This is a genomic window from Arthrobacter sp. 3Tela_A, from assembly GCF_049311025.1.
Taxonomy (GTDB): domain Bacteria; phylum Actinomycetota; class Actinomycetes; order Actinomycetales; family Micrococcaceae; genus Arthrobacter_B.
This window is the reverse complement of sequence record NZ_JAXIOM010000014.1, coordinates 1-25878: the sequence shown is the minus strand read 5'-3', so window position 1 is coordinate 25878 and position 25878 is coordinate 1. Positions and strand designations below refer to the sequence as shown.

Genomic DNA, 25878 nt, shown 5'->3' with positions numbered 1-25878 from the left:
AATACGATGCCCTCCTACCTCTCCGAACGCGCCGTCCTGGGCGTGATTGTGCCTTCCACCAACACCGTGGTGGAAGCCGAATACAACCTCATGCGCCCGCCGGGCGTCAGCTTCGCAGCGAGCCGCATCTTCATCAGCCAGCCTGAACTGAGCGACGACGCGTCCTTCGTTGAATTCCTCGAGGACCTTCGCACCCAGACCGGGTACGCCGTCCGGGACGTCCTGACCGCCGAGCCGGACCGCATCGTGATGGGCATGTCCGCGGAAACCTTCTGGGGTGGTGCCGAAGGCGCAGCAGCCTTCGAAGCCGGCATCCGTGAGCAGGCCGGCGGCCTGGAACTCTCCACCGGCGCGGCTGCCTGCGATGCGGCCCTGAAGAAGTTCGGCGCCCGCCGGATCAGCTTCATCACGCCCTACCAGCCCATCGGCGATGAGCAGGTCCGCGCCTACTTCACCGATATGGGCTACGAAGTCCAGAAGGTGCATGGCTTCGCCTGCACTTCCGCCACCAACATCTCCGAAGTCACCCGCGAGCAGATCCGCGAGGCGTTCCTCGCCGTCGACGGCCCGGAGGTGGACGCCCTGGTGCAGGCAGGAACCAACCTGTGCGCCGTGGAAGTAGCCGCAGAACTTGAGCAGGAACTGGGCAAACCGGTAATCGCCATCAACGCAGCCACGATCTGGCACGCCCTGCGTGCCCAGGGAATCGAAGACAAACTGACCGGATTCGGGCGCCTGCTCGAAGAGTTCTAGAAGGAGTTCCACATGGCTTTTCGCCACATTGGCCTGCTGACCCTGCGGCCGGACGCAGACCCGGCCGCAGCCGAAGCAATCCTCGCCGGGCTGGCAGCGCTGCAGGACCTGGTGCCCGGCGTCGAATCCGTCCAGGCCGCACGCGATGCCGGTCTAAAGGACGGCAACGCGGACATCCACTTTGAAGTCGCGTTCGCAGATGAAGCCGCCTGGCGGGCGTACCAGTCCCACCCCGCCCACGTGGCACTGGTGCAGGAGCGCATTGCCCCGGCCATCACGGCCAAGGCCTTCGTCCAGGTCCGCGGATGACTCCGGCGGCGGTGCCGCGCAGCGGAACGGATTTTGCGTCCGACTTCAGCGCCGCCGGGCTGGACGGCAGCCTGGGACCCGGAGAGCACCCGGCCCTGCTGCTGGTGGATCCGGCCACCGCCTACACGGATAAGGCTTCCCCGCTCTACGCCGGCGTGGAAACCGCCGTCGAGGGCATGCACCGCCTGAAGGCCGCGGCCCGGAAGCACCGGATTCCCGTCTACGTCACCCGGGTTCGGTATTCCGGGCCCGGCGACGGCGGCCTGTTCGCCCGCAAGGTTCCCGCCACCCGCGTCTGGCATGAATCGAGCCCCTGGGGACAGTTCATCCCCGGACTGGCCCCGGAAACGGGGGAAACCCTGATCACCAAGCAGTACCCCAGTGCGTTCTTCGGCACCCCGCTGGCCTCCCTGCTGTCCGCAGCACGGATTGACACGGTCCTGATCGCCGGCCTCACCACCAGCGGGTGCATCCGGGCGACTGCCCTGGATGCCCTCCAGCACGGATTCATTCCCATCGTGGCCGAAGACGCAGTGGGAGACCGGCACCCGGATATCCATCGCGCGAACCTGGTGGATATCCAGGCCAAGATCGCCGACGTCCAGACCGTGGCCGGTATCGAAGACTACCTGGCAGCCCGGCCGGCCCCCGGCCCGAACTAGACCCCACAGAACAGGACACCTCCATGAACACCCCAAGCCCCGACTGGAACCTGGAAATGGCAAAGATCCGGCAGCTGCGCGCCGAACGCCCGCGGGTTGGACCCGGGCAGCAGCCGGCCGTCGTCGTCGTCGACTTCCAGAAGGCATTTGTGGAACACGAGGGCTGCGGCCCCTCGGCCGCCGCTGCGCTTGAGGCAACGGCTGAACTGCTAACTGCAGCCCGAGCCGCCGGCGTGCCCGTCATCTACATCAAGATGATCCTCGATGACCTCGAGGACCGGATGCTCGCCCAGCGGGTACGCTCCTCGCTCACCGAACGCTGCCTGCGCGGAAACCCCTGGACCGAAATCTCCGCAGTTGTTGCGCCGGAGCCGGGGGACCACATCGTGGAAAAAACCGTGGCCACCGCGTTCTACAAAACCCGGCTGGATGACCTGCTGGCGCAGCTGGGCACTGACGAACTGATTGTCGCCGGAACCTCCACCAGCGGCTGCGTCCGGGCCACCGTCATGGACGCCGCCTACCGTTCCTACCGGGTGTCGGTTGTCGAAGAGTGCGTGGATGATTTCCGCACCCTCTCCGGTGAGGTCAGCCTCTGGGACATGCAGGACCGCTTCGGCGACGTGGTGGGACTGGCAGAGACCCTGGACCGGCTGGGCTCCCTCGCCGCCGAACGCACCGGAGCGGGAGAGCACCAGGCATGAACGAATCCGCGGTTCGCCACGATGAACGCCTGGTCTACGCGCCGCTGCCCGGCCGCCCCCGGGTGACCTGGCCCGGCGGAAAGACGGTAGCCGTCTGGCATGCCCCCAACGTGGAGCACTATGACTACGTGCCGCCGGGCGGGGGAGGAGTGCAGGGGCGGGTGTCCACCCCGGACCTGCAGCACTACACACACCGGGACTACGGCAACCGGGTGGGATTCTGGCGGCTGCTGCGTGCGGTGGACGAATTCCAGATCCCGTCCACCGTGTCCCTGAGCCTGCAGGTCCTCGAGGAGCTTCCCGAGGTGCGCGACGCCATGCTGGAGCGGAACTGGGAAGTGATGAGCCACGGCATCAACAACCTGCGCCCGCTCTACGGGATGTCCCCGGAACAGGAGAACGAGTTCTATGAACTGAACCAGGCACTGGCCCTGGCATACACGGGCAGGCCCATCAAGGGGATGCTCGGGCCCAAGGTCTCCGGCACGGAGAACACCTGCGAGCTGATGGCCGCGCACGGGATGACCTACCACGCCGACTGGATCCACGATGAACAGCCCCGGCCGCTGCGTACTGCAAACGGGGACCGCCTGGTCTCCATCCCGTACTCCTTTATGCTCAACGACGTTCCGCTGCTGCACGCCAAGCACTTTTCCGGCGGTTATTTCGCCCGCCTGGCCAAAGCACAGGTCCGCCGCCTGCTGCGCGACGCTGCCGTTGACGGCCAGGGGCGGGTTGCCTGCGTAGCAACCCATCCCTTTGTTGCCGGCCAGCCGCACCTCTACCGGCATGTCCGGGACATCTTCGGGTTCCTGCGCAGCCAGGACGACGTCTGGCTGGCCACAGCCGGCGAAATCACCGACTACTACCTCGAACACCATTACGACGCCCAGCTCGCATACGCCCAGGAACTGGCTGCTGCGGCCGGGCAGCCCACTCTGGCTAGGAGCTGAACCAGTGCCCATCATTGAACATCCGGCCGACGCCGTGCCGTACGCCCCGGACATTCCCCGCAGCTACGAGCCCTTCCGCCCGGCCTGGAGCAGCCAGGCGCCGCTGACCGTCTCCCTGCTGCTGCACGCCCCGCGCTACGCCGATCCGGTGCCGGCCGGAAGCCACAAGCCGCTCGCAATGCAGGGCGGCGTCGGGCGGGAGACCGGCGAGCCGCGTCCGGGCCAGGTGGCCCGCCTGTCCCAGTGGGACTTTGGGCTCACCACTGGAATCTTCCGGCTGCTGGATATCGCTGACCGGTACGGCGTTCCGGCAGCCGTGGCGCTGGACTCCCATTCCGCAGCGCTGCCCGGCCTGGGGCGGGCGCTGGGTGAACGGGCCGGGGAAATCGCGGCCCGGGGAGCTGCCGCCAACATGGTGCTGGACCCCGCCATGGACGCAGCTGCCGAACACGCCTACATCACAGCGTCAGTCGACGCCGTCCAGGCAGCCACCGGACGGCGCATAACCGGCTGGTTCTCACCCGAGCGCACCTCCACCCCGCGCACCACAGCCCTGCTGGCGGCCGAGGGGATCACCTGGTTCGGGGACTGGACCCTGGATGAGGTGCCCGCCGCCCTTTCCGGGGATGCCGCGGGACTGACAGCCCTGCCGTTCAGCCTCGAAACCGAGGACATGTTCGCCCTCTACGCCCGGGGGCTGCCCTTCGAGGACTACGAGCAGCTGCTCGATGACACCGTAGACCAGCTTCTCGAGGACGCCCGCAGCAGCGGGCAACGGTTCCTGGGGCTGAGCTGGTTCGGCTGGGTCCTGGGACAGGCCTGCTTCGCCGACGTCGCCGAGTCGTTCCTGGGCCGGCTCGCCGCCCGCCCTGACGTAGTGTTCGCGCTGCCCTCCGACGTGCTCCTCCAGCCAGCCGCCGCAGCCGGCGCCGTCCGGCCGTGACCAGGGCGCCGGCGGCCGAAGTACGCCCCGAGCTCCCGGGCAGGCTCGGCTGGGCACTGGGCTCCGGCACCATCCTGCAGGGCTTCAATTCCTCAATCATCGCCGTGGCGATGGTCTCCATTGGCGTCTTCTACGGAAATGAGTCAGCTCTTCCCTGGCTGGTGTCGGGCATGTACATCGCCTGTGCGGTCGCTTCCCCCACCGCCGGACGGCTGGTTGACCTGTTCGGAGCCAGGCGGCTGTACCTGGCCGGGCTGGGAATCGTGCTGGCCGGCTCGGTGCTTGGTCCGTTCGCGCCCGGCATCGGGGAGCTAATTGCCGTCCGGGTGCTGATGGGAATCGGCGCGTCCATCCACTTCCCGGCCGCCATGGCGATTATCCGGCGCAGTGCCGAAGACAGGGACGCCTCGAACCGCCGCGCCATCGGCACGATCGCCCTGTGCGGGCAGACCATGGCCGCAGTTGGTCCCTCGATTGGAGGTTTCCTGGTAGTCGCCGGCGGCTGGCAGGCCATCTTCTGGGCCAACATTCCGCTGGTCGCCGCTTCTGCACTAATGGTCTTCCGGACCGTGGACCCGGATCCCCGGCCTGCGCCGCGCAGCGCGCGGACGGTGTTGAAACTCCTGGACGTGCCCGGCCTGCTCCTGTTCGTCCTGGCCCTGGTAGCCCTGATGGCAGGACTGCTGGAGCTGGACGGTGCACTGTTCACCGCCGCCGCCCTGCTGGCAGCGTCCGCAGCACTCGGGGCGCTGTTTGCCTGGCGTGAGCTGAACACGAAACAGCCGTTCGTGGACGTGCGGCTGCTTGTGAGGGAGCGGGCGGTGCTGCGAACCTGCGGGCGCGCCGTCCTCACCTTCACGGCGTTCTACTGTGTCTTCTACGGCCTGCCGCTCTGGTTCGAAGGAACCCGCGGACTCAGCCCCGCCGAATCCGGGGCGCTTATGATCCCGGTTTTCGGCGTCGGCGTGCTCTCCACCATGGCAGCCACCGCAGCCGGCAAAAAGCTCCGGCCCCGCTGGCTGCTGCTGATCGGCGGGGCAGGGTTCCTGCTGGCCGGCACGGTACTGGCACTGACCTGGACTGCCGGTGCGCCGCTGTGGCTGCTGGCCGCAGTTGGTGCCCTGCTGGGCATCCCGAACGGCTTCAACAACGTGGGAAACCAGTCACTGCTCCACGCCGTGGCTCCGGCGGGGGAAATCGGCGTCGCCAGCGGGCTCTACCGCACAGCCCAGTACGTAGGGGCAGCACTGTCCGTCGTGGTGGTAGATGCTGTGCTGGCAGTGCCCGGCGGCGGTGCGCCGGCACTGGGGGCTTCGATCGCCGCCGCGGGCCTGGTGCTGGCCGCAGTGAACGCCGTCGGGGCTGTGCGGCGGACCTGAGGTCCGCACCCCGCCGGGCAGCGGCTTCGCTACCGGGCAGGTACAGCTCACCGGTAGGTTGAAAGGAACCCGCACTATCGCCAAGGAGCCAAGCCAATGACTACTTTTCCCATGGGGCCTGCACTGCTGTTCTGCCCGGCTGACCGGCCGGAACGTTTCCAGAAGGCCGCCGAGCGTGCTGACGCCGTCATCCTGGATCTGGAGGACGCCGTAGCCTTTGAAGACAAGGAACAGGCCCGGGAAAACCTCGCGGCCTCGGCGCTGGACCCGGGAAAGACAATCGTGCGGGTGAACCCGGTGAACAGCACCTCCTTCCGGGCAGACATGGAGGCGCTCGCCGCCACTAATTACCGGTACGTGATGGCAGCCAAGGCAGAGGACCCGGGGGAGATCGGACACGCCCTCCGGCACGTCAGTGTGGTGGTCCTGGTGGAAACCGCACTGGGCGTCCTGCGCGCAGCGGACATTGCCCGGGAGAAGAACGTTGCCGCGCTGATGTGGGGTGCAGAGGACCTGTTGGCGTCCCTGGGCGGGGAATCCAGTCGCCGGGCCGACGGCTCATACCGTCCGGTGGCGGTCCAGGCCCGCTCTACGGTCCTGCTCGCCGCCGGTGCGTACGGCAAGGGCGCCATCGACTCCATCTACGGGAACATTGCGGACACCGCGGGACTGGAGGAAGAAGCGCGCGACGGCGCCGCGTCCGGTTTTGCTGCCAAGGCCTGCATCCATCCCGGCCAGGTGGCGGCCGTCCGGGCCGCCTACGCGCCCTCCGAAGAGGAAAAGACCTACGCCCGCGAACTGCTGGAAGCCGCCCGGGACCAGGGCGGCGTGTTCAGCTTCCGCGGCGAAATGATCGACGGTCCGCTGCTGCGCCAGGCCGAGCAGACCCTGCGCCGCGCCGGAATCCCGGGCTGAGCCGCCGGCAATTCTCCGCCCGGCAGGCACGAGTTTGTGCATGCACGGGACGCTGCGGGCCGCGGCCGCTGATACTGGGGCTATGCGCATAGTCATAGCTGGAGCCCACGGACAGATTGCACGCGAAACCGGCCGCCTGCTGGTCGCCGCAGACCACGACGTCGCCGGCCTGATCCGCAACCCAGACCAGGCCGGAGACCTCGAGGCAGACCAGATGGCCCCGGTGGTCCTGGACCTGGAGAACAGTACGCTCGAGGACCTCACCCAGGTCCTCACCGGGGCGGACCTGGCCGTGTTCGCGGCCGGCGCCGGACCGGGCAGCAGCATCGAGCGCAAGGACAGCGTGGACCGCGCCGGAGCTGTCCTGCTGGCCGAGGCCGCCGAGCAGGCCGGGGTTGGACGGCTGATCCAGATTTCCTCGGCAGGCACTGAATCCGTCAGCGGCGGCCAGCGCCCGGAAGGGCTCCAGGACGCGATGTATGCCTACCTGGTGGCCAAGCGGGCGGCGGAGGAGGACCTGATGGCGCGGGCGGACCTGGACTGGACCATCATCCGTCCGGGCATGCTGACCAACGGTGATCCGGTGGGGCTGGTGGAACTGGGCCCGGAGGTGGTTTCCAGCACAATTCCCCGCCAGGACGTCGCTGCGGTCCTGGCCGAGCTGGCAAAAACCGGGCGCGGCAGCGGACAGGTCCTGGGGCTGGTGACGGGAACGGACCCCATCCCGGATGCCGTGGCTGCCCTGCCGGTTGCACTCTGAATCCGGCCGGCGCCGGCGGCCAAAAAACCGGCCGGCAGGGCCGGGGCTGACGCCGGGCGGGGGTGAGGTGCGGGATACTGGAGAGCATGCAGCCATCTGAGTCCCTTGAACCCGTAACAGCGGCAGCCGGCGCGCAGCCCGAATCCGGCGGCGAGCGGATTCCCCGGCGTGTGGTCCTCCTGGGTTCCACCGGCTCAATCGGCACCCAGGCGATCGACGTCGCCGACGCAGCCCCCGACCGGTTCCGCATCGTAGCCGTGGCAGCAGGCGGCAACAACCTTGACCTGCTCGCCCGGCAGGCCGTCCACACCCGGGCCGCCGCCGTCGGCTGCGCCGCAGCGGACCTGGCCACGCTGAAGGACGCACTGCGCCGGGCCTGCGCCGACGCCTCCGTGACCGGATACGACCCCGAACTGTTCGTTGGCCCCGGTGCCGCCACCGCCGTCGCAGCCTGGCCCGAGGCCGAGGTGGTGCTCAACGGCATGACCGGTTCCATCGGCCTGGAACCGACCCTCGCGGCGCTGGCCGCCGGCCACATGCTGGCGCTGGCCAACAAGGAATCACTGATTGTCGGCGGCGCGCTTGTAAAGCAGGCTGCACGCCCCGGACAGCTGGTGCCGGTCGATTCGGAACACTCCGCCCTGGCCCAGGCACTGCGCTCGGGCACATTCGAGGAAGTTGACCGCCTGGTGGTCACCGCCTCCGGCGGGCCGTTCCGCGGCCGCCGCCGGGAAGAACTGGCAGACGTCACCCCCGAACAGGCGCTGGCCCACCCCACCTGGAAGATGGGCCGGATGGTCACCACCAACTCCGCCACCATGGTGAACAAGGCGCTGGAAGTCATCGAAGCGCACCTGCTCTTCGACGTCCCGCTGGACCGGATCGACGTCGTGGTCCATCCGCAGTCGGTAGTGCACTCCATGGTCCAGTTCACGGACGGCTCCACCATTGCCCAGGCTTCCCCGCCGGACATGAAGCTGCCCATCGCCCTGGGCATGGGCTGGCCGGAGCGGGTGCCCGGCGCCGCCGCCGCGTGCGACTGGACCAAGGCCACCGAATGGACTTTCGAGCCGCTGGACGAAGAGGCCTTCCCCGCCGTGCGCCTCGCCAAGGAGGCCGCCGCTTCCGGCGGAACCGGCATGGCCGTCTACAACGCAGCCAACGAGGAAGCCGTGGATGCCTTCCACGACGGTCTCATCGGATTCACAGACATAGTTGATACGATCGCCGCCGTGCTGGCTGAGCACACCGAGTCCGGCGAACTGACGCTGCACTCAGTGCTGGCGGCTGAAAAGTGGGCCCGGTCCGCAGCCCGGGCGCGAATCGGCAGAGGCCGAGCAATCTAAGGAAATCCGTTGAGCGTTCTACTTTTTATCCTGGGTGTGCTGTTCGTGGCCGCCGGCATCGCGGTTTCGATCGCGCTGCATGAAGTTGGCCACCTGCTTCCCGCCAAGGCGTTCAAGGTCCGCGTGACGCAGTACATGATCGGCTTTGGCCCCACCGTGTTCTCCCGCAGGCGCGGCGAAACCGAATACGGTGTCAAGGCACTGCCGCTGGGCGGGTACGTGTCGATGATCGGCATGTTCCCGCCGAACAAGGAAACCCACGACGGCGATGTGCGCCGCTCCAGCACCGGCATGTTCCAGCAGCTGGCCGTGGATGCCCGCCAGGCAGAGACCGACCGGCTGGAACCCGGCGATGAGAACCGGGTGTTCTACAAGCTGCCCGTCTGGAAACGGATCATCATCATGCTCGGCGGGCCGTTTATGAACCTGCTCATCGGCGTCGTGCTCTTCGCGGTGCTGCTGATGGGATTCGGCAGCGCGCAGGCAACCACCACCCTGGCATCCGTGAACGAATGCGTGATCAGCGGCAGCCAGGCTGCCGCCGGCCAGACCGAATGTGCTGAGACGGACCCGGCGGCACCGGCGCACGAGGCCGGACTGCTGCCCGGGGATACGATCACCCGGTTCGACGGCCAGCCGGTTTCGGAATGGACGCAGCTCTCCGACCTGATCCGGGAAGCTGCCGGGCGCTCCGTCACCGTGACCTACGAGCGGGACGGCACGGAAGCCGAAGCCAGCATCACCCCGCTGCTGACCGAACGCCCCGTCACGGAAGAGGACGGCACCCCGGTCCTGGACGATGCCGGCAACCCGGTGACCGAGGAAGTCGGTTTCATTGGCGTCGGTTCCCAGACCGCCCTGGTCCGCCAGCCCGCCACCGAAGTGCTGCCCATGGTGGGGGAGAACCTGCAGGGGATTGCCGGCGTCGTCATCAACCTCCCGCAGCGGATCGCGGATGTGGCGCAGGCGGCTTTCTCGTCCGAGGAACGCGACCCCAACGGTCCCATGTCAGTAGTGGGCGTAGGCCGCATTGCCGGGGAAATCTCCTCCATGGAGGAAGCCCCGGTGCAGACCCGGGTGGCCACCCTGATCGGCCTGGTGGGCAGCGTGAATCTGGCACTGTTCGTGTTCAACCTGATTCCGCTGCTGCCGCTGGACGGCGGACATGTGGCCGGCGCGCTGTGGGAATCGCTGCGCCGCGGTGTGGCGAAGCTGTTCCGCCGCCCGGATCCGGGGCCGTTCGACATGGCCAAGCTGCTGCCCGTCACCTATGCCGTGGCCGTGCTGCTGATGGGCATGGGCGCGCTGCTGATCTACGCGGACATCGTCAAACCTGTCACCCTCTTTTAGTTTCAAACGTATTTGAAATCGATTTCGCTTGTAAATGATTTTGCAATCGAATACGGTTTCAACATGTTCGTACTGACGATCGACCAGAAGGACAGCCGCAACAGTTCCGACCGGGTGCCCGGGCTGCTGGAACTGCTCAGCTCGCAGGAACTCGAACTTCCCTTTGAACGCACCGTTGGGGATGAGGTGCAGGCTGTTGCCTCGTCGCCCGACGCCGTCGTGAACGCCGCACTGCTGGCCCTGCGCCAGGGCGGCTGGTCGGTGGGAATCGGCGTCGGCAGCGTGGGGCTGCCGCTGCCGGCATCCTCCCGCGAAGCCGGGGGAGAGGCGTTCATCGCTGCGCGCGCCGCCGTCGAACGTGCGAAAAAAACCGGGGACCGCCCGCCCATCGCCGTTGCCGCGGACCCCAATGCGGGACCGGAGGCGGCGGAAGCCGCCGCCCATGCTGAAGCCGTGCTGGTGCTCATTGCCGCCCTGGTCTGCCGCCGGAGCGAGGCCGAGTGGCGGATCCTGGAACACGTTGACCCGCACAAATGGGGAGCGCAAAGCGCTGCAGCCCGTATGCTCGGGGTCAGTTCCCAGGCAGTGAGCAGCGCCGTCCAGCGGTCCGGGTGGCAGGAAGAGTGGGCCGCCCGCCCGGCAGCGGCGGTGCTCCTGGAGCGGGCGGACCGGGCAGCCGTCGCACCATCGAGATAGCAGAAACTGCCCGTTACAGCGCCGAGACGTGCAGTTTCTGCCATCTCGATGGATGACAAGGAGTTCCATGGACCTGCTCTGGATCGTGCTCGGGCTGCTGGTTGCGGCCGTCGGCGGCTGGCCGGTCACCGGCGGAGTGCTGAAGCTGGCCCGCGCGGTGGAAGCCGCCCGGCCCGGGCCGGACCCTGCCCGTGACCCGGCAGCAGACCAGGTCCACGAGGCAGGCGCCCGTCCCGTGCTGCCGCCGCTGCCGAACCGGCGTCCTCAGCCCGCCGGCCCCGTGATCCTGCGCGGGGGACTGGTGATCGGTTTCCTGGAACGCCTCGCCGTGGCCACCGCCGTCCTGGCGGATGAGCCGGTTGCCATCGCCTACGTCGTCGCGATCAAGGGACTGGGCCGGTACGCGGAGCTGAAGGAGACCCCTGCCGCCGCAGAGCGGTTCATCATCGGCACCCTCGCGTCCATGTTGTGGGCCGTGGGGATTGCCGTGGCGGTCCGGGTGGCGCTGCTGCACGGCTGAATCCCGTAGGGTGGAAATCATGAGTATTTATGCAGTTGAGTACGTGTACGACGCCGAATCAGCCGCGGTGCGCGATGAGCACCGCCCCGCCCACCGCGAGTGGCTTGCATCCCTGGTCGAAGAGGGCAAGGTCCTGGCCAGCGGCCCGTTCACGGACGGCGCAGGAGCGCTGCTCATTTTCACTGCGGCAGACGAAGACGAGCTGAACAGCCTGCTCAAGCAGGACCCGCTCGCCGTCGGCGGAGGCATCTCCGGGCTCAAGACCACCGAGTGGAAGCCGGTTACGGGAGCCTTTGCGCACCTGGCAGGCTAAGCCCTGAGTGATATTCCACCCGCCTGCGGCACACGGTGCTGCGGGCAGGTGGATAATAAGACAGGCGTGCTTATCCCCGCCGCCACAGACTAATACCTGCCCCTGCGGGGCACATGGAGGATGTTTTGACCTCGGTCAACCTTGGAATGCCAGCAGCACCGCCGCCCGTCCTTGCCCCGAGGCGCAAAACCCGCCAGATCAAGGTGGGCTCCGTGGGCGTCGGCTCCGACTTCCCGATCAGCGTGCAGTCCATGACCACCACGCCCACCACGGACATCAACGCCACGCTGCAGCAGATCGCCGAACTGACGGCGTCGGGCTGCGACATTGTGCGTGTGGCCTGCCCCAGCGCCGACGACGCTGCCGCGCTGCCCATCATCGCCAAGAAGTCCCAGATCCCGGTCATCGCGGACATCCACTTCCAGCCGAAGTACGTTTACGCCGCGATCGAAGCCGGCTGCGCCGCAGTCCGGGTGAACCCGGGCAACATCCGCAAGTTCGACGACCAGGTCAAGCAGATCGCAAAAGAGGCCAAGGACGCAGGCGTATCCATCCGGATCGGCGTCAACGCCGGTTCCCTGGATCCCCGCCTGCTCGCCAAGTACGGCAAGGCCACCCCCGAGGCACTGGTCGAATCCGCCGTCTGGGAAGCATCCCTGTTCGAGGAACACGACTTCCACGACTTCAAGATTTCCGTGAAGCACAATGACCCCGTGGTTATGGTCCGTGCCTACGAGCTGCTCGCCGAGCGGGGCGACTGGCCCCTGCACCTGGGCGTGACCGAAGCAGGTCCCGCGTTCCAGGGCACCATCAAGTCCGCCACAGCCTTCGGGGCGCTGCTCTCCAAGGGCATCGGCGACACCATCCGCGTGTCGCTCTCCGCTCCTCCGGTGGAGGAAATCAAGGTAGGCAACCAGATCCTGCAGTCGCTGAACCTGCGGCCCCGCAAGCTTGAAATCGTCTCCTGCCCCTCCTGCGGCCGCGCCCAGGTGGATGTCTACACCCTCGCGGAGCAGGTCACCGCCGGGCTGGAAGGCATGGAAGTGCCGCTGCGCGTCGCCGTTATGGGCTGCGTGGTAAACGGCCCGGGTGAAGCGCGCGAAGCTGATCTGGGTGTAGCCTCCGGTAACGGAAAGGGTCAGATCTTCGTCAAGGGCGAAGTCATCAAGACCGTTCCCGAGGACCAGATTGTTGAGACCCTGATCGAAGAAGCGATGAGGATCGCCGAGGATATGGGGGAAGCCGATGGCGAGGATGCTGGCACGGGTGGCCCCATGGTTACCGTCGGCTAGGACGGACCAGATGCGCAGCGGACACATGACTGGAACGCTGCGCATCCTCGGTGCGGCCGATACCGCGGCCCTCACCGAACTTGCTGCCGCAGACCCTGTGGCCAACACCTTCCTGCTCTCGCACCTGGAAACCACCGGCACTGCCGCTCCGACGGCATCCGGCGGCCAGGTGCTGGGAATGTTCGACGGCGGGAAACTTACCGCTGCCTGCTGGGCCGGGGTGAACGTCGTGCCCACCGGCGTCAGCGCCGAAACCGGCCCCGAGTTCGGCGCGTACCTGGCCAGCACCGGGAGGCGCTTTTCGTCCCTGTTCGGCCCGGCCGAGGCCGTACTGTCCCTCTGGTCCCAGCTGCAGCACACCTCGCCGCGCCCTTTTGACGTGCGCAGCGACCAGCCGCTGCTGGAAATCACCGGTCCGTCTCCGGTTCCGCCGGCACCGGGACTGCGCCGTGCCCGGCCTGCGGACCTGGACCGGCTGCTGCCGGCCTGTACAGCCATGTTCGAGGAAGAGGTCGGCTACTCTCCCGTGGCCGGGGGAAGCCGGCACTACCGGCAGCGGGTGCTTTCGCTGATCCAGCACGGGCATTCACTGGTGGAGTTCGATCCCTCCGGGCAGGTCATCTTCAAAGCCGAGCTGGGCACGGTATCCAGCAGTGCCGTGCAGGTCCAGGGAGTCTGGATGAACCCGGCCTACCGCGGCCGCGGCCTGAGCGCGGGCTACATGTCCGCCGTGGTCCAGTTCGCCCAGGAGCTGGCGCCCGTCACCACCCTTTACGTGAACTCCTACAATGCCCCTGCCCGGGCCACCTACGAAACGGTGGGCTTCCGGCAGGTCGGCACGTTCGCCACCATCCTCTTCTGATTCCGGCGCCGATCATTCGGGCGCACCAATCCGGGCAGGACGCAGCCTTACGTTCCCAGCCGGTGCCCCCTTAGGCTGGGACCACCATGAGAAGAACCATTTCCTGCCTGCTGGCCGCAGCCGTGCTGCTGACGGCCTGTTCCGGGTCGCCCGGGAACGGCCGGACTGCTCCCTCCGTTACTGTGCCTGCCGGTCCGGAACCCACGGCGACTGCAGAGCTCCCTCCTCCCGCAGATCCGGGAGCTGACGGCATCGGCGGAGCAGAACCGGAAGGCACCTCCGGCGCGGAAGAGGGCGCCACCGGCAGCGTCCCGGGCCCGGGCAGCGCATCCGAAAGCGCGGCGCCGGCCTACACCTCCGCCCGGCTGGAAGCCGCGGTCAGGGAAGCAGACCGTTCCCTTGGCCTGGGCGGGGAAGTCCTCAGCGGGGAAACGCTCCGGGCGGTGCTGCCCGAGGCCGGGTCAATCGGCTCGGAAGTGACCTTTGAACCGGCTGCCTGCGCGCAGATCGCCGCGGCTGATTCCGTTACGGCTGTGCAGGACGCCGCCCTGGCCGGCCTGGCGTACGGCTCGGAGGCGGAAGCCGCCAGCGTCCTGAACGTCGCGGCGTACAGCGGTGATTCGGTCCTGGACACCCTGGACTTCATTGATGAGTCGGTCCTCGCCGACTGCGCGGAGGTCCGGATGTCACGGGACGGATCCACGGTGACGGTGACCAACACCCGGCTGGATGCGGCGACCGCCGCGGAAGCAACCCTGGCGCTGCATACCGTGGTGTCCTCGCCGGCCGGCTCGACACAGCTGGTGGTGGTCAGCGCACGGACCGGGAACGTGCGCCTGGTTGTCTCCGTTCCGGCGCCCCGGGATGCGCAGCAGGCTGCGGGGGAAGCCGGTCTGCTCATCGATGCCGTGCTGGCCGAACTTGAGCCCGCTTCCCTGTAGCCGCAGCCCCTTCCGCCACGCGGCCGGTGTGTCCGGCGCATGTCCGGCCAGGGGCTAGATTAGTAGGGAGAAACTTCTTACTTAGCGTGCAGCCCAGGCTGCAGAAACGGATTCGACGCGTGGTCCTTCGACTTTCCACCCTTTTCCTGCGCACTCTGCGCGAAGACCCGGCAGACGCCGACGTCGCCAGCCACCGCCTGCTGGTGCGTGCCGGCTACATCCGCCGCGCCGCACCCGGCATCTACTCGTGGCTGCCGCTGGGCCTGCGCGTGCTCGGCAAGGTGGAGACCATCATCCGCGAGGAAATGGCCGCCATCGGCGCCCAGGAAGTCCACTTCCCGGCCCTGCTGCCGCGCGAACCCTACGAAGCGTCCAACCGCTGGACCGAATACGGCGAGAACCTCTTCCGCCTCCAGGACCGCAAGGGCGCGGACTACCTGCTGGCACCGACCCATGAGGAAATGTTCACCCTCCTGGTCAAGGACCTCTACAGCTCCTACAAGGACCTTCCGGTCTCGCTGTTCCAGATCCAGAACAAGTACCGCGACGAAGCGCGTCCGCGTGCGGGGCTCCTCCGCGGCCGCGAGTTCATCATGAAGGACTCCTACTCCTTCGACATTGACGACGAAGGCCTCGAAGCCAGCTACCAGGCCCACCGGGGCGCCTACCTGCGTATCTTCGAGCGCCTGGGCCTCGATGTCGTTGTGGTCTCCGCTGTCTCCGGCGCCATGGGCGGCTCCAAGAGCGAAGAATTCCTGCACCCGACACCGGTCGGTGAGGATACCTACGTCCGTTCTGCCGGCGGCTACGCAGCCAACGTCGAAGCCGTCACCACCGTGGCGCCGGAACCGGTCGACTACACCGGCGCCCCCGCAGCGCAGGTTGTGGATACCCCGGATACCCCGACTATCGACACCCTGGTGGCGGACGTCAACGCCCGTTTCCCGAAGAACGACGGCGAGTGGACGGCCGCAGACACGCTCAAGAATGTGGTGCTCGCCGTGAGCCTGCCCACCGGAGAGCGGCAGATCGTCGTCGTCGGCGTTCCCGGTGACCGTGCCGTGGACCTCAAGCGCATCGAAGCCAACATCGGCTCGCACCTTGAAATGTCCGGCGAACTCGGCGTCGAAGCCGCTACGGATGAGGATCTCAAGAAGCACCCCGGCCTGGTCAAGGGCTACATCGGCCCGGGCCTGACCCCGGAGGAAGCAGTCCTGGGCGCAGAGTCCGCCACCGGTCTGCTCTACCTCGTTGACCCCCGCGTGGTTGCCGGCACCGCATGGATCACCGGAGCCAATGAGCCGGGTAAGCACGTTATTGGCCTGGTTGCCGAGCGCGACTTTGGCTGGGACGGCGTCATCGAAGCCGTCGAGGTCCGTGAAGGCGACGAGGCTCCGGACGGATCCGGACCGCTGGAAGCAGCCCGCGGCATCGAAATGGGCCACATCTTCCAGCTCGGCCGCAAGTACGCCGATGCCCTGGGCCTGAAGGTCCTGGACAAGAACGGCAAGCTGGCCACCGTCACCATGGGTTCCTACGGTGTGGGCGTTACCCGGGCCGTTGCAGCGCTGGCCGAGTCGCACCGCGATGACAAGGGCATCATCTGGCCGCGCGCCGTCGCCCCGGCGGATGTCCACGTGGTTGCCACCGGCCGCGGCGACGAAATCTTCGAAGCCGCCGCCAAGCTCTCCGAAGACCTCGAAGCAGCCGGCCTGGAGGTCATTTACGATGACCGCCCCAAGGTCTCCCCGGGCGTGAAGTTCGGCGACGCCGAGCTGATCGGCGTTCCCACCATCCTGGTGGTCGGCCGCGGCCTGGCTGACGGTGTCGTCGAAATCAAGGACCGTGCCACCGGCGAAGCAGAAAACGTTCCGGTTGCCGAGGCAGTGGAGTACGTGCTCCGCGCTGCCCGGGCCTGAGCCCTTCGGTGGTCTCAGGGCTTGAGGACATAACGCTCGCCACCATCGCCCTGGTGGTGGTGGCGGGCCTCGCCGCAGGCTGGATCGACGCCGTCGTTGGCGGGGGAGGTCTGCTTCAGCTGCCTGCCCTTCTCCTGGTTCCCGGCATCACGCCTGTGGAGGCGCTGGCAACGAACAAGATGGGGTCGGTCTTTGGGACCACCACGAGTGCCATTACCTATTACCGGCGCGCCCATCCCGACCTGAAAACGGCGCTGCCCATGGCCGGGGTGGCGCTGGCTGGCAGTTTTGGCGGAGCGGTGCTGGCGGCCTCCCTGCCGTCCTCGGTCTTCAAGCCCATCATTGTTGCGGCACTGATCGTCGTCGCCATCTTCACCGCCACCAAGCCGACGGTGGGGGAGCTGACCAAGCTCCGCCACACCGGTAACCGGCACTACGTCACCGCCGGTGCAATCGGAGCGGTGATCGGTTTCTATGACGGCCTGATCGGTCCCGGCACCGGGTCCTTCCTGATCATCGCCATGGTGACGCTGCTCGGCTACAACTTCCTCGCAGCCAGCGCCAAGGCCAAGATCGTGAACATGGCGACGAACATCGGCGCCCTGGCCTTTTTCCTGCCGCACGGTTCGCTGCTGTGGGGCCTGGGCCTGGTCCTGGGGCTGGCAAACATGACCGGCGGGTACATCGGCGCCCGCATGGCCGTGAAGCAGGGCAGCAAGTTCATCCGGATCGTGTTCCTGGTGGTGGTCGGTGCGCTGATCATCAAGCTGGGCACGGACGTCTGGATGGAGAACTTCCAGGGGTAGGCAGCGGCCGGCGTCGCCTGCAATGCCGTCGCTGCCGCCGGGCCGCGTGCGGTGCCGGCCTGCAGTGCCGCTAGGCAGCGGGCAGCCCGCTCACAGGCGGCAGGCCCGGATGGGTCCGCCCCGCCAGGGCCGAGGCCACCCACACGGAACGCTGCGCATCGCCGGGCATGCCGTCGCGGAGATAGTCCACGGCGTTGGCGACCTCGCGCAGGATGCTCCATTCAACCGCGGCTGCCGGGTCCAGTCCGCCGGCCCGGCAGAGGTCCTCCAGACGCTGCACCAGCGCGCGCTCCGGCGCCTCCGGGTCCAGGTCCTGGAGCCGGTTCCAGAGCATCGGCGCGACGGCGTACTCCGCCTCCCCGCAGACAGCCTGCGGATCAATGGCCGCGTACCCGTCCCCGGGCCGGGCCAGTATGTTGCCAAAATGCAGGTCCGCATGCACCAGCACGTCACGGCTGCTGCGCCGTCCCACCACGCCGCGGGTCTGACAGACAGCCAGTGCTTCTTCGAGCAGCCAGCGTTCAAACGGCTGGCCCAGGAACTCCCACTCGGCCGGCAGCTCATCCGAGAGCTGCTCAGCGCGTTCGGCAACGGAGGGGATGCCGGCCCATTCCGGGTCCTCTGACTCGGAGATGCCGAGCACCCGGACTATCCCTCCCCACACCCGGACCGCCTCCTCCACTGGAACGTCCAGGAGGGTCTTGTCCGGATCCAGCCGTTCGAGCAGCAGCGCGCTTCCGGCCGGGTCCCTGTCCAGCAACCGGACGGCACCGTGTCCGGCCCAAAGCTGCAGTGCGGGCGCCTCGGAGGCCGCTTCCGGGTGCGGGAATGGAAGCTTGAGCACTGCGGGCGCACCGGTCCCGGTGAGGACAGGAACCACCAGCGCCCCGTGGCCGTGCCAGGTGCCGACGGTGGAGTCATCCGGCCGAACTCCGAAGGACCGGAACGCCGCATCGACCAGGTCCGGGAGGCTCTCAACCCAGTCCCGGCCCTGGCGGGAGCGCCGGTAACGCTGGCGCAGTGCCTCGGGAACTACGACGGCGGATGCCATAAAGGTGCCTCCTGCGGGCTGGGGGATGTGGCTGGCGGGTAAAACGCGGGCCTGAGACGGTTGCGGCCACCAACCCAGCCTAGGGTGCCTGCACTGCCGTAGGCCAGTGCAGCAGGGGCAGGGCGGGTGACCGGGTGATTCAGTGGCTGATGCGGGCCCCGGGGTGCGGCCTGGTGCTGTCCCTGCCGCGGCGGACGTGCCGTGGCAACTGTCCCGCGGGCAACCGGGCTGTGTCCGGGCAGTCGGCTGCACGGCGACAGGACTGTGCAGACTCGCAGCCGCGGCATTACGGCCCCCTAAGCAGCGGTAGTGCAGCACAGGATGCGCAGGGACGCGGCAAGCGCCAGAACGGGCAGGCGCATTTACATGGCCGGATTGCGGGACCTGCCGTCCTGCGGGGGCCCGGAAGCCGGAAACTACCCGGAGGCCCAGGGCAGGGCCGTTGGCTCCGCGTCCAATCCCGGCGATGCAGGAATTTGATCGGCGCCGGAATACAGCAGCACCGAACTGGCCACCAGCCGGTCAATCGCCCAGGATCGCACGGCACCGTCGCTGCTGCCGGCCAGGTTGGCATAGAGGGTGGGCATGCCCTCCTCCAGCAGCGAGAGGGACCCCAGCGGATCAGTCATGAACTCCGGTGCCAGTGCATAGGCCGGAACGGGAGTGAGTTCCGGCAGGCACAGTGCCGGGAGGAGCCCAGTGCCTTCGCCGCCGGCTTCCAGATGGGCTTCCCGGCGCTCGGCGGGCCCTTGGCCCACCACTGTGAAGCCTGAACCGAACTGCGCCTGCGCCACTTCATACGCGTAGGCGGCACCGAACTCTGCGTCGAGCACGGCCTGCAGCGATGCGGCGGCATCCGGCCCGGCATCCGGCCCTGACCCGCCGGAACCGCTGCACTTGCCCGCCGCGGCGTCGTCGAGCACCGGTGTCCAGCCGGATCTCGGGACCTCCGCGGGTTTCTTGCCCAGCGCGGGAGCCGTGCGCAGGGCCAGCAGCAGCTGGCCGGTGCCGGTGGAGGCCAGCAGCCGTGCAGTGCCGTGATCGGCCCGGCCGGCAGCGGCAAGGTTCTTCCGGGCTGATTCCGCCAGGGCCTGCGGCAGGGACTGGCCGCTGATTTCCTCCGCCGTCTGCAGGGCAGCCGCCCCGCCCGGACTGGTCAGCAGCAGCGCCTGCTGGTTCAGGGTGTCTGCCGCTTCCTGCACGGCAGCGGCTGCGGGGCCCTGGAGGGAGCCTGCCAGGGACTCTGCTTCGGCGGCCAGAAGGCGGGACGTGGCGAACGCCTCATTCAAGGCCTGCTCGGAAAAGGTCCTGGGCCGCTCGGGTTCAGCCTGGGTGCCCGCGGTCAGGCCCAGCGAGGCGATGACGCAGGCCAGAAGCCCCAAGGCGAGCGTACGCCGAAGAAAGCCGGCAGCCGCGGCGGCCCGGGAAGGGTGTGCAGCGGGCGGCTGCGGGGCTTTCAGGGGCTTCTCCACAACACTCGATCATGCCACGAACGGGCCCCCACCTGCGGCGGTGACCCGGGACGCCGGGAAAAGTCGGTAGGCTAGGAGCTACAACAACATCTAGTGGGAGGCAGTAATGGCGGGTCGCCCCAGCCCTAAAAAAGACACGTCGTCTAACTACCGCAAGAACGCGCAGCGCGCCGAGGTGGCGGCGGAGACGCAGCGGCTCAAGGACTACCTGGCTCCCACAGTTGCCGGTGAGAACCTCTTCCTGGAGGACATCGAGATCCAGATCGCCGGTGCCCACCGAACCGTCCACGTGATCGTTGACCTTCCGGAAACGGAAAGCGGCGGCGTGAGCCTTGACCGGATTGCGGACGTTTCCCGCGTCCTCTCCGATGCCATGGACCAGGACCCGCAGGACGACGGACGCCCGTACAGCCTGGAAGTCTCCTCGCCCGGAGTCTCCCGTCCGCTGACGGAGCCCAGGCACTGGCGCCGGAACGCCGGCCGGATGGTCAGCGTGACCCCCGTCCGCGGAGATGCCGTAACCGGCCGCCTGCTGGAGGTCGACGATTCAGGCATCACGCTGATACCCGAACTTGCGGTCAAAAAGGGAATGAAACCCAAGCAGGGCGAAAAGATGCACCTGGCTTTTGACCAGATTGCCAAGGGACGGGTCGAAATCGAATTCGCCCACCTTGAGGACGAACCGGCTGGCGAGGACGCCGACGGAATGAAAAGCACAGCCGAGGAGGCCTAAATGGATATTGATATGAGTGCGCTGAGGCTGCTTGAAGCGGAGCGGGAGATCCCGCTGGAGAAGCTGATCCCCACGATTGAGCAGGCACTGCTCGTGGCCTACCACAAGACGACCGGCTCGCAGGAGAAGGCCCGTGCCGAGCTGGACCGCAAGAGCGGCCACGTGACGATCTGGGCAACAGAGCTTGACGACGACGGCGAGGCCGTTGGCGAGTTCGACGACACCCCGGCAGGTTTCGGACGCATCGCTGCCAGCACCGCACGGCAGATCATCCTGCAGCGTCTGCGGGATGTGGAAGACGACAACATCCTTGGTGAGTTCAAGGGACGTGAAGGCGAACTGGTCTCCGGCCAGATCCAGCAGGGCAACAACCCGCACATGGTCCAGGTCAACCTGGGCTCCGTGGAGGCGCTGCTGCCGCCCACCGAGCAGGTGCCGGGGGAGAAGTACCTCCACGGTTCACGCGTGCGTGCCTTCGTCGTCGACGTTCGCCGCGGGTTCAAGGGTCCGTCCATCACCCTCTCCCGCTCCCACCCGGGTCTGGTGCGCAAACTCTTTGAGCTGGAAGTTCCGGAGATTGCCGACGGATCCGTGGAGATCGTGGCGCTGGCACGCGAGGCCGGCCACCGGACCAAGATTGCGGTGAAGGCCAACGTGCCGGGCATTAACGCCAAGGGCGCCTGCATCGGTGAAATGGGTTCGCGTGTGCGTGCCGTAATGACCGAACTGCATGACGAAAAGATCGACATTGTGGACTTCAGTGAAGACCCCGCAACGTTCATCGCCAACGCACTTTCTCCTTCTCGGGTAAACTCGGTCACCATCACCGACGCGGATACACGTTCCGCACGGGTAGTGGTGCCGGATTACCAGCTGTCCCTGGCGATCGGCAAGGAAGGGCAGAATGCCCGCCTGGCCGCAAAGCTCACGGGCTGGCGGATCGACATCGTTTCCGACGCAAAGTCCGCCTAACATCCCCGCCCGGCGGGCAGGATGAAGGCAAGAGAATAGAAACGCGGTAGAATGTACATGGCCGGGTCACCGTCCGCCTTCCAGCAACCGCAGGAGCCCGTTGAATCGGTGCGGCCTGCGGCAGGATCGGTGCATGTTCCACAACGGACATGCATTGGCTGCAGGAAGAAGGATGACCAGGCTGCACTGATGCGGCTGGCGCTGGATTCAGGGAACGGCGGTAACGCCGTCCTCGTTGATGAGAGCCGCCGTATGTCTGGCCGGGGCGCCTGGTTGCACCCCGACACAGCATGCCTCGCAACAGCTGTGAAACGCCGGGCTTTTGGCCGCGCCTTCCGGGCGCAGGCTGATCCCTCGGCAGTAGAGCAGTGGTTCGAAGCTCAAGAGGCGGGTCCGACCCGGAACCCCCTCGAAACCGTCCAACCTGAAAGCGGGTCAGAAATCTGATGGAAACCCGATGAGTACCCAGCGATGAGTACTTTGTTGTGCTCTGTGATGGGCCCTGCTGCATCCGCAGTGGAAGCCCGCAGCAAATAGACGGTTCGTGCCTGGCTCGGTGCGGACCGAGACAGGAGAAATGTGGCCAAGGTCCGCGTACACGAGCTCGCCAAAGAGCTCGGCATTACCTCGAAGGACGCAGTCGCAAAACTGCAGGAACTGGGCGAATTCGTCCGGTCGGCGTCTTCAACCATTGAAGCGCCCGTAGTCAAGAAGCTTCGTGGGGCATTCCCCGACGCAGCGTCAAAGCCGGCCGCAAAGCCGGCCAGCTCTGCCCCCCGCCCGGCGGCTCCGGCACCGGCAGCACCCGCAGCGGAGGCGGCAGCAGAAGCCCCCGCTCCCGCTGCAGAGAAGCCCGCTGCTCCGGCGCCGACCGCACCCACGCCGTCGGCTCCCACCCCGGCAGCTCCCGCGGCACCGGCGCCCAAGGCAGAGAACAAGCCCGCAGCCCCGGCACCCGCCCCGGCTCCCAAAACCGAGGACAAGCCCGCCGCTCCGGCAGCACCGGCCGATTCCTCTTCAGCACCCCGCCCGGGTGCACCGCGCCCCGGAGCTTCCGGCCCGCGCCCCGGCAACAACCCGTTCGCTACCTCCCAGGGAATGCCCCGTCCCCGCGGCCGCGGCGACGGCGATCGTGGCCAGGGCGGTCCCCGTCCGGGCAACAACCCGTTTGCCACTTCCCAGGGCATGCCCCGTCCCGGCCAGCGCCGTGACGAGTCCGAGCGCACCGGAGCTCCCGGCGCAGCAGGACCCCGTCCGGCAGCCGGTGCAGGCGGTCCCCGTCCCGGCGCACCCCGTCCGGGTGCACCGCGTCCGGGTGCTCCCCGTCCCGGCGCTCCGCGCCCCGGCGGCGCTTCCGGAAACCGTCCGACTCCGGGCATGATGCCCAACCGCACTGAGCGGCCCGCAGCCCCGGCACGTCCGGGCGCAGGCGGACCCCGCCGCGGACCCCGCGGCGCGCCCGGGTCCCGCCGCGGTGCCGTTGGCCGCGGCGTCGGGAAGGGCGGCCCCGGACGCGGCGGCACAGCCGGGGCTTTCGGCAAGGGCGGCGCAGGACGCGGCAAGCAGCGCAAGTCGAAGCGGGCAAAGCGGCAGGAACTGGAGCAGATGTCGGCTCCGTCGCTGGGCGGCGTTTCGGTACCCCGCGGCGACGGCAACACCGTTGTCCGGCTCCGCCGCGGCGCGTCCATCACGGACTTCGCTGACAAGATTGAGGCAAACCCGGCAGCACTGGTCACCGTGCTGTTCCACCTCGGTGAAATGGCCACGGCCACCCAGTCCCTGGACGAAGAGACGTTCGGTGTACTCGGTGAGGAACTGGGCTACAAGATCCAGGTTGTCTCGCCGGAAGACGAAGAGCGCGAGCTGCTCTCCAGCTTCGACATCGACTTCGAAGCCGAGCTGGAAGCCGAAGGCGACGACGAACTTGAGGCCCGTCCTCCGGTAGTCACCGTCATGGGCCACGTTGACCACGGTAAGACCCGCCTGCTTGACGCCATCCGCAACACCAAGGTTGTTGAAGGCGAAGCCGGCGGCATTACCCAGCACATCGGTGCCTACCAGATCGCCTTCGAACACGAAGACACTGAGCGGGCCATCACCTTCATCGATACCCCGGGCCACGAGGCGTTCACCGCCATGCGTGCCCGTGGTGCGAAGGTCACCGACATTGCTGTCCTGGTTGTGGCAGCGGACGACGGCGTTATGCCGCAGACCGTTGAGGCACTCAACCACGCACAGGCAGCAAACGTGCCGATCGTGGTTGCCGTGAACAAGATCGACAAGGAAGGCGCCAACCCGGAGAAGGTCCGCGGCCAGCTGACCGAGTACGGCCTGGTTCCGGAAGAATACGGTGGCGACACCATGTTCGTTGAGGTCTCGGCACGCCAGAACCTGAACATCGACGCCCTGCTCGAGGCCGTGCTGCTTACCGCAGATGCTGCCCTGGACATGCGTGCCAACCCGAACAAGGACGCTCGAGGCATTGCCATCGAAGCGAACCTGGACAAGGGCCGCGGCGCCGTCGCGACCGTCCTGGTCCAGTCAGGTACGCTGCGCGTCGGCGACACGATCGTGGCGGGCACCGCCCACGGCCGCGTTCGTGCCATGTTCGACGAGAACGGCGACGCCGTAACCGAAGCCGGACCGTCGCGTCCGGTCCAGGTCCTCGGCCTGTCCAACGTCCCGCGTGCCGGTGACACCTTCTTCGTGACCGATGACGAGCGTACTGCCCGCCAGATCGCCGAGAAGCGTGAAGCTGCGGACCGCAACGCCGCTCTGGCCAAGCGCCGCAAGCGCATCAGCCTTGAGGACTTCGACCAGGCTGTCGCTGACGGCAAGGTTGACACCCTTAACCTCATCCTCAAGGGTGACGTTTCCGGTGCCGTTGAAGCCCTGGAAGACTCCCTGCTCAAGATCGACGTCGGGGACGGCGTGCAGCTGCGCGTTATCCACCGCGGCGTCGGTGCCATCACGCAGAACGACGTCAACCTGGCGACCGTGGACAACGCGATCATCATCGGCTTCAACGTCAAGCCTGCAGAGCGTGTGGCCGACCTGGCCGAGCGCGAAGGCGTGGACATGCGCTTCTACTCCGTCATCTACGCAGCAATTGATGACATTGAGCTGGCCCTCAAGGGCATGCTCAAGCCGGAGTACGAGGAAGTCCAGCTCGGCACCGCCGAGGTCCGCGAAGTCTTCCGTTCCTCCAAGTTCGGCAACATTGCCGGCTCGATTGTCCGCTCCGGTGTTATCCGGCGCAACGCCAAGGCACGGGTCACCCGCGACGGCAAGGTCATCGGCGAGAACCTCACCGTTGATTCGCTCAAGCGGTTCAAGGACGACGCCACCGAGGTCCGCACGGACTTCGAGTGTGGTATCGGCCTGGGGTCCTTCAACGACGTCAAGGAAGGCGACATCATCGAGACCTTCGAGATGCGCGAGAAGCCGCGGGTCTAGTACCCCGGCCTGGGGCCGCCGGCCGGGGGGGCCCCTGCCTGCGGACCTTTTGGGTCCGCTCTGCCTCGGCTGGCCGCGCAGTACCTGCAGGCCGGAGGCACTTCAGCGCACGACGGCGGCCCTTCCCGGTCGCCGTCGCTGCGAACCCCACATCTTAATCTAAGGAGAGGTAATGGCAGATCCAGCACGCGCTGCGAAACTCGCTGACCGCATCAAGGTGGTAGTTGCCCAGGCGCTCGAGCGGCGGATCAAGGATCCCCGGCTGGGATTCGTGACCATCACCGACGCCCGCGTTACCAATGACCTGCAGCACGCCACCGTTTACTACACCGTTTTCGGCGACGAAGCACAGCAGGCAGACACCAAGGCAGCCCTGGAATCCGCCCGCGGCATCCTCCGCTCGGAGGTGGGCAAGAACATCACGGTCCGGCTCACCCCGACGCTTGAATTCGTCGCTGACGAGATTCCGGTGAACGCCAGCCACTTGGAAGAACTGATCCGGGAAGCCAAGAAGCGCGACGAAGAACTCGCAGCGCTGAAGCAGGGTGCCGCTTACGCCGGCGACGCCGATCCCTACCGCAGGGACGATGACGACGACGAAGAGGACCTGCAGGACGCACCGGCAGAGGACTCCGACGCCCGCAGCTAGCGCGAACAGGTTTCAGCAAAAAGGAGCGGCCCCCCGCAAAAGGGGTGCCGCGGCGTTTTGTGTGCGGGGTTTGTCGGGGGTGGGGTCGGGCGGCGGTCCGGCCGGCAGGGGCAGTCCCTTCG

26 protein-coding genes are annotated in these 25878 nt (G+C 67.3%); 24 read left to right on the top strand and 2 right to left on the bottom strand.

Annotated elements, in window-relative coordinates:
• Nucleotides 1-6: 6 nt before the first annotated feature.
• The 19 genes from TVC13_RS06435 to TVC13_RS06345 all read left to right on the top strand — a co-directional run bounded on the left by TVC13_RS06435 (nucleotide 7) and on the right by TVC13_RS06345 (nucleotide 17423).
• A complete protein-coding gene (locus TVC13_RS06435; protein ID WP_152228510.1) occupies nucleotides 7-753 on the top strand; it encodes a maleate cis-trans isomerase family protein in 747 nt (248 codons plus the stop codon).
• Nucleotides 754-765: 12 nt separating this feature from the next.
• Nucleotides 766-1062 carry a Dabb family protein gene (locus tag TVC13_RS06430; RefSeq protein WP_422400399.1) on the top strand — a complete coding sequence of 99 codons (297 nt, stop codon included), beginning with the start codon at nucleotides 766-768 and terminating at the stop codon, nucleotides 1060-1062.
• Nucleotides 1059-1724, top strand: coding sequence for an isochorismatase family protein (locus tag TVC13_RS06425; RefSeq protein ID WP_422400398.1), 666 nt, complete (start codon nucleotides 1059-1061; stop codon nucleotides 1722-1724). The genes TVC13_RS06430 and TVC13_RS06425 overlap by 4 nt, the downstream gene beginning before the upstream one ends.
• 23 nt (nucleotides 1725-1747) lie before the next feature.
• Complete coding sequence (locus tag TVC13_RS06420; RefSeq protein ID WP_152228507.1) at nucleotides 1748-2428, top strand: isochorismatase family protein; 681 nt, start codon at nucleotides 1748-1750, stop codon at nucleotides 2426-2428.
• A complete protein-coding gene (locus TVC13_RS06415) occupies nucleotides 2425-3381 on the top strand; it encodes a polysaccharide deacetylase family protein (protein WP_422400397.1) in 957 nt (318 codons plus the stop codon). The genes TVC13_RS06420 and TVC13_RS06415 overlap by 4 nt, the downstream gene beginning before the upstream one ends.
• Before the next feature lie 4 nt (nucleotides 3382-3385).
• On the top strand, nucleotides 3386-4324 hold the full coding sequence (locus TVC13_RS06410) for a hypothetical protein (RefSeq protein ID WP_422400396.1): 939 nt from the start codon (nucleotides 3386-3388) through the stop codon (nucleotides 4322-4324).
• Nucleotides 4321-5703 carry an MFS transporter gene (locus TVC13_RS06405; protein ID WP_422400395.1) on the top strand — a complete coding sequence of 461 codons (1383 nt, stop codon included), beginning with the start codon at nucleotides 4321-4323 and terminating at the stop codon, nucleotides 5701-5703. The genes TVC13_RS06410 and TVC13_RS06405 overlap by 4 nt, the downstream gene beginning before the upstream one ends.
• A 96-nt stretch (nucleotides 5704-5799) precedes the next feature.
• Nucleotides 5800-6618 (top strand): HpcH/HpaI aldolase/citrate lyase family protein, encoded by an 819-nt coding sequence (locus TVC13_RS06400; protein ID WP_422400394.1) that lies wholly within the window; start codon nucleotides 5800-5802, stop codon nucleotides 6616-6618.
• A gap of 82 nt (nucleotides 6619-6700) precedes the next feature.
• Nucleotides 6701-7378 (top strand): NAD(P)-binding oxidoreductase, encoded by a 678-nt coding sequence (locus TVC13_RS06395; protein WP_422400393.1) that lies wholly within the window; start codon nucleotides 6701-6703, stop codon nucleotides 7376-7378.
• 86 nt (nucleotides 7379-7464) lie between these two features.
• Nucleotides 7465-8724 (top strand): 1-deoxy-D-xylulose-5-phosphate reductoisomerase, encoded by a 1260-nt coding sequence (gene dxr, locus TVC13_RS06390; protein WP_422400392.1) that lies wholly within the window; start codon nucleotides 7465-7467, stop codon nucleotides 8722-8724.
• A gap of 9 nt (nucleotides 8725-8733) precedes the next feature.
• Nucleotides 8734-10074 carry a M50 family metallopeptidase gene (locus TVC13_RS06385; protein ID WP_422400391.1) on the top strand — a complete coding sequence of 447 codons (1341 nt, stop codon included), beginning with the start codon at nucleotides 8734-8736 and terminating at the stop codon, nucleotides 10072-10074.
• Nucleotides 10075-10137: 63 nt separating this feature from the next.
• The gene (locus TVC13_RS06380) at nucleotides 10138-10770 is read left to right on the top strand and encodes a MarR family transcriptional regulator (RefSeq protein ID WP_422400390.1); all 633 of its coding nucleotides are present in this window, start codon (nucleotides 10138-10140) and stop codon (nucleotides 10768-10770) included.
• A gap of 67 nt (nucleotides 10771-10837) precedes the next feature.
• On the top strand, nucleotides 10838-11290 hold the full coding sequence (locus TVC13_RS06375) for a hypothetical protein (RefSeq protein ID WP_422400389.1): 453 nt from the start codon (nucleotides 10838-10840) through the stop codon (nucleotides 11288-11290).
• A 19-nt stretch (nucleotides 11291-11309) separates the two neighbouring features.
• On the top strand, nucleotides 11310-11603 hold the full coding sequence (locus TVC13_RS06370) for a YciI family protein (RefSeq protein ID WP_422400388.1): 294 nt from the start codon (nucleotides 11310-11312) through the stop codon (nucleotides 11601-11603).
• Between the two features lie 125 nt (nucleotides 11604-11728).
• A complete protein-coding gene (ispG, locus tag TVC13_RS06365) occupies nucleotides 11729-12895 on the top strand; it encodes a flavodoxin-dependent (E)-4-hydroxy-3-methylbut-2-enyl-diphosphate synthase (protein WP_055240429.1) in 1167 nt (388 codons plus the stop codon).
• Between the two features lie 10 nt (nucleotides 12896-12905).
• Entirely contained in the window at nucleotides 12906-13757 is an 852-nt protein-coding gene (locus TVC13_RS06360) for a GNAT family N-acetyltransferase (RefSeq protein WP_422400387.1), read from the top strand.
• An 86-nt stretch (nucleotides 13758-13843) separates the two neighbouring features.
• Nucleotides 13844-14698 carry a hypothetical protein gene (locus tag TVC13_RS06355; RefSeq protein WP_422400386.1) on the top strand — a complete coding sequence of 285 codons (855 nt, stop codon included), beginning with the start codon at nucleotides 13844-13846 and terminating at the stop codon, nucleotides 14696-14698.
• A 119-nt stretch (nucleotides 14699-14817) separates the two neighbouring features.
• Nucleotides 14818-16617: a proline--tRNA ligase gene (locus tag TVC13_RS06350; RefSeq protein WP_422400385.1), complete on the top strand. Its 1800-nt coding sequence runs from the start codon at nucleotides 14818-14820 to the stop codon at nucleotides 16615-16617.
• Between the two features lie 8 nt (nucleotides 16618-16625).
• A complete protein-coding gene (locus TVC13_RS06345; RefSeq protein ID WP_422400384.1) occupies nucleotides 16626-17423 on the top strand; it encodes a sulfite exporter TauE/SafE family protein in 798 nt (265 codons plus the stop codon).
• 70 nt (nucleotides 17424-17493) lie between these two features.
• Here the strand turns inward: TVC13_RS06345 and TVC13_RS06340 are convergent, their stop codons facing one another.
• Both TVC13_RS06340 and TVC13_RS06335 read right to left on the bottom strand, forming a co-directional pair.
• Entirely contained in the window at nucleotides 17494-18474 is a 981-nt protein-coding gene (locus tag TVC13_RS06340) for an aminoglycoside phosphotransferase family protein (RefSeq protein ID WP_422400383.1), read from the bottom strand.
• A gap of 416 nt (nucleotides 18475-18890) precedes the next feature.
• Complete coding sequence (locus TVC13_RS06335; protein ID WP_422400382.1) at nucleotides 18891-19856, bottom strand: DUF4439 domain-containing protein; 966 nt, start codon at nucleotides 19854-19856, stop codon at nucleotides 18891-18893.
• A gap of 196 nt (nucleotides 19857-20052) precedes the next feature.
• Here TVC13_RS06335 and rimP point away from each other — a divergent pair, with 196 nt between their 5' ends.
• The 5 genes from rimP to rbfA all read left to right on the top strand — a co-directional run bounded on the left by rimP (nucleotide 20053) and on the right by rbfA (nucleotide 25756).
• A complete protein-coding gene (gene rimP / locus TVC13_RS06330; protein WP_422400381.1) occupies nucleotides 20053-20679 on the top strand; it encodes a ribosome maturation factor RimP in 627 nt (208 codons plus the stop codon).
• Nucleotides 20680-21651, top strand: a complete 972-nt coding sequence (gene nusA, locus TVC13_RS06325; protein WP_422400380.1) for a transcription termination factor NusA — start codon at nucleotides 20680-20682, stop codon at nucleotides 21649-21651.
• A gap of 51 nt (nucleotides 21652-21702) precedes the next feature.
• The gene (locus TVC13_RS06320; protein WP_422400379.1) at nucleotides 21703-22098 is read left to right on the top strand and encodes a YlxR family protein; all 396 of its coding nucleotides are present in this window, start codon (nucleotides 21703-21705) and stop codon (nucleotides 22096-22098) included.
• Nucleotides 22099-22230: 132 nt separating this feature from the next.
• Nucleotides 22231-25107: a translation initiation factor IF-2 gene (gene infB / locus TVC13_RS06315; protein WP_422400378.1), complete on the top strand. Its 2877-nt coding sequence runs from the start codon at nucleotides 22231-22233 to the stop codon at nucleotides 25105-25107.
• Between the two features lie 172 nt (nucleotides 25108-25279).
• Nucleotides 25280-25756, top strand: coding sequence for a 30S ribosome-binding factor RbfA (gene rbfA / locus TVC13_RS06310; protein ID WP_325791048.1), 477 nt, complete (start codon nucleotides 25280-25282; stop codon nucleotides 25754-25756).
• Nucleotides 25757-25878: the final 122 nt, after the last annotated feature.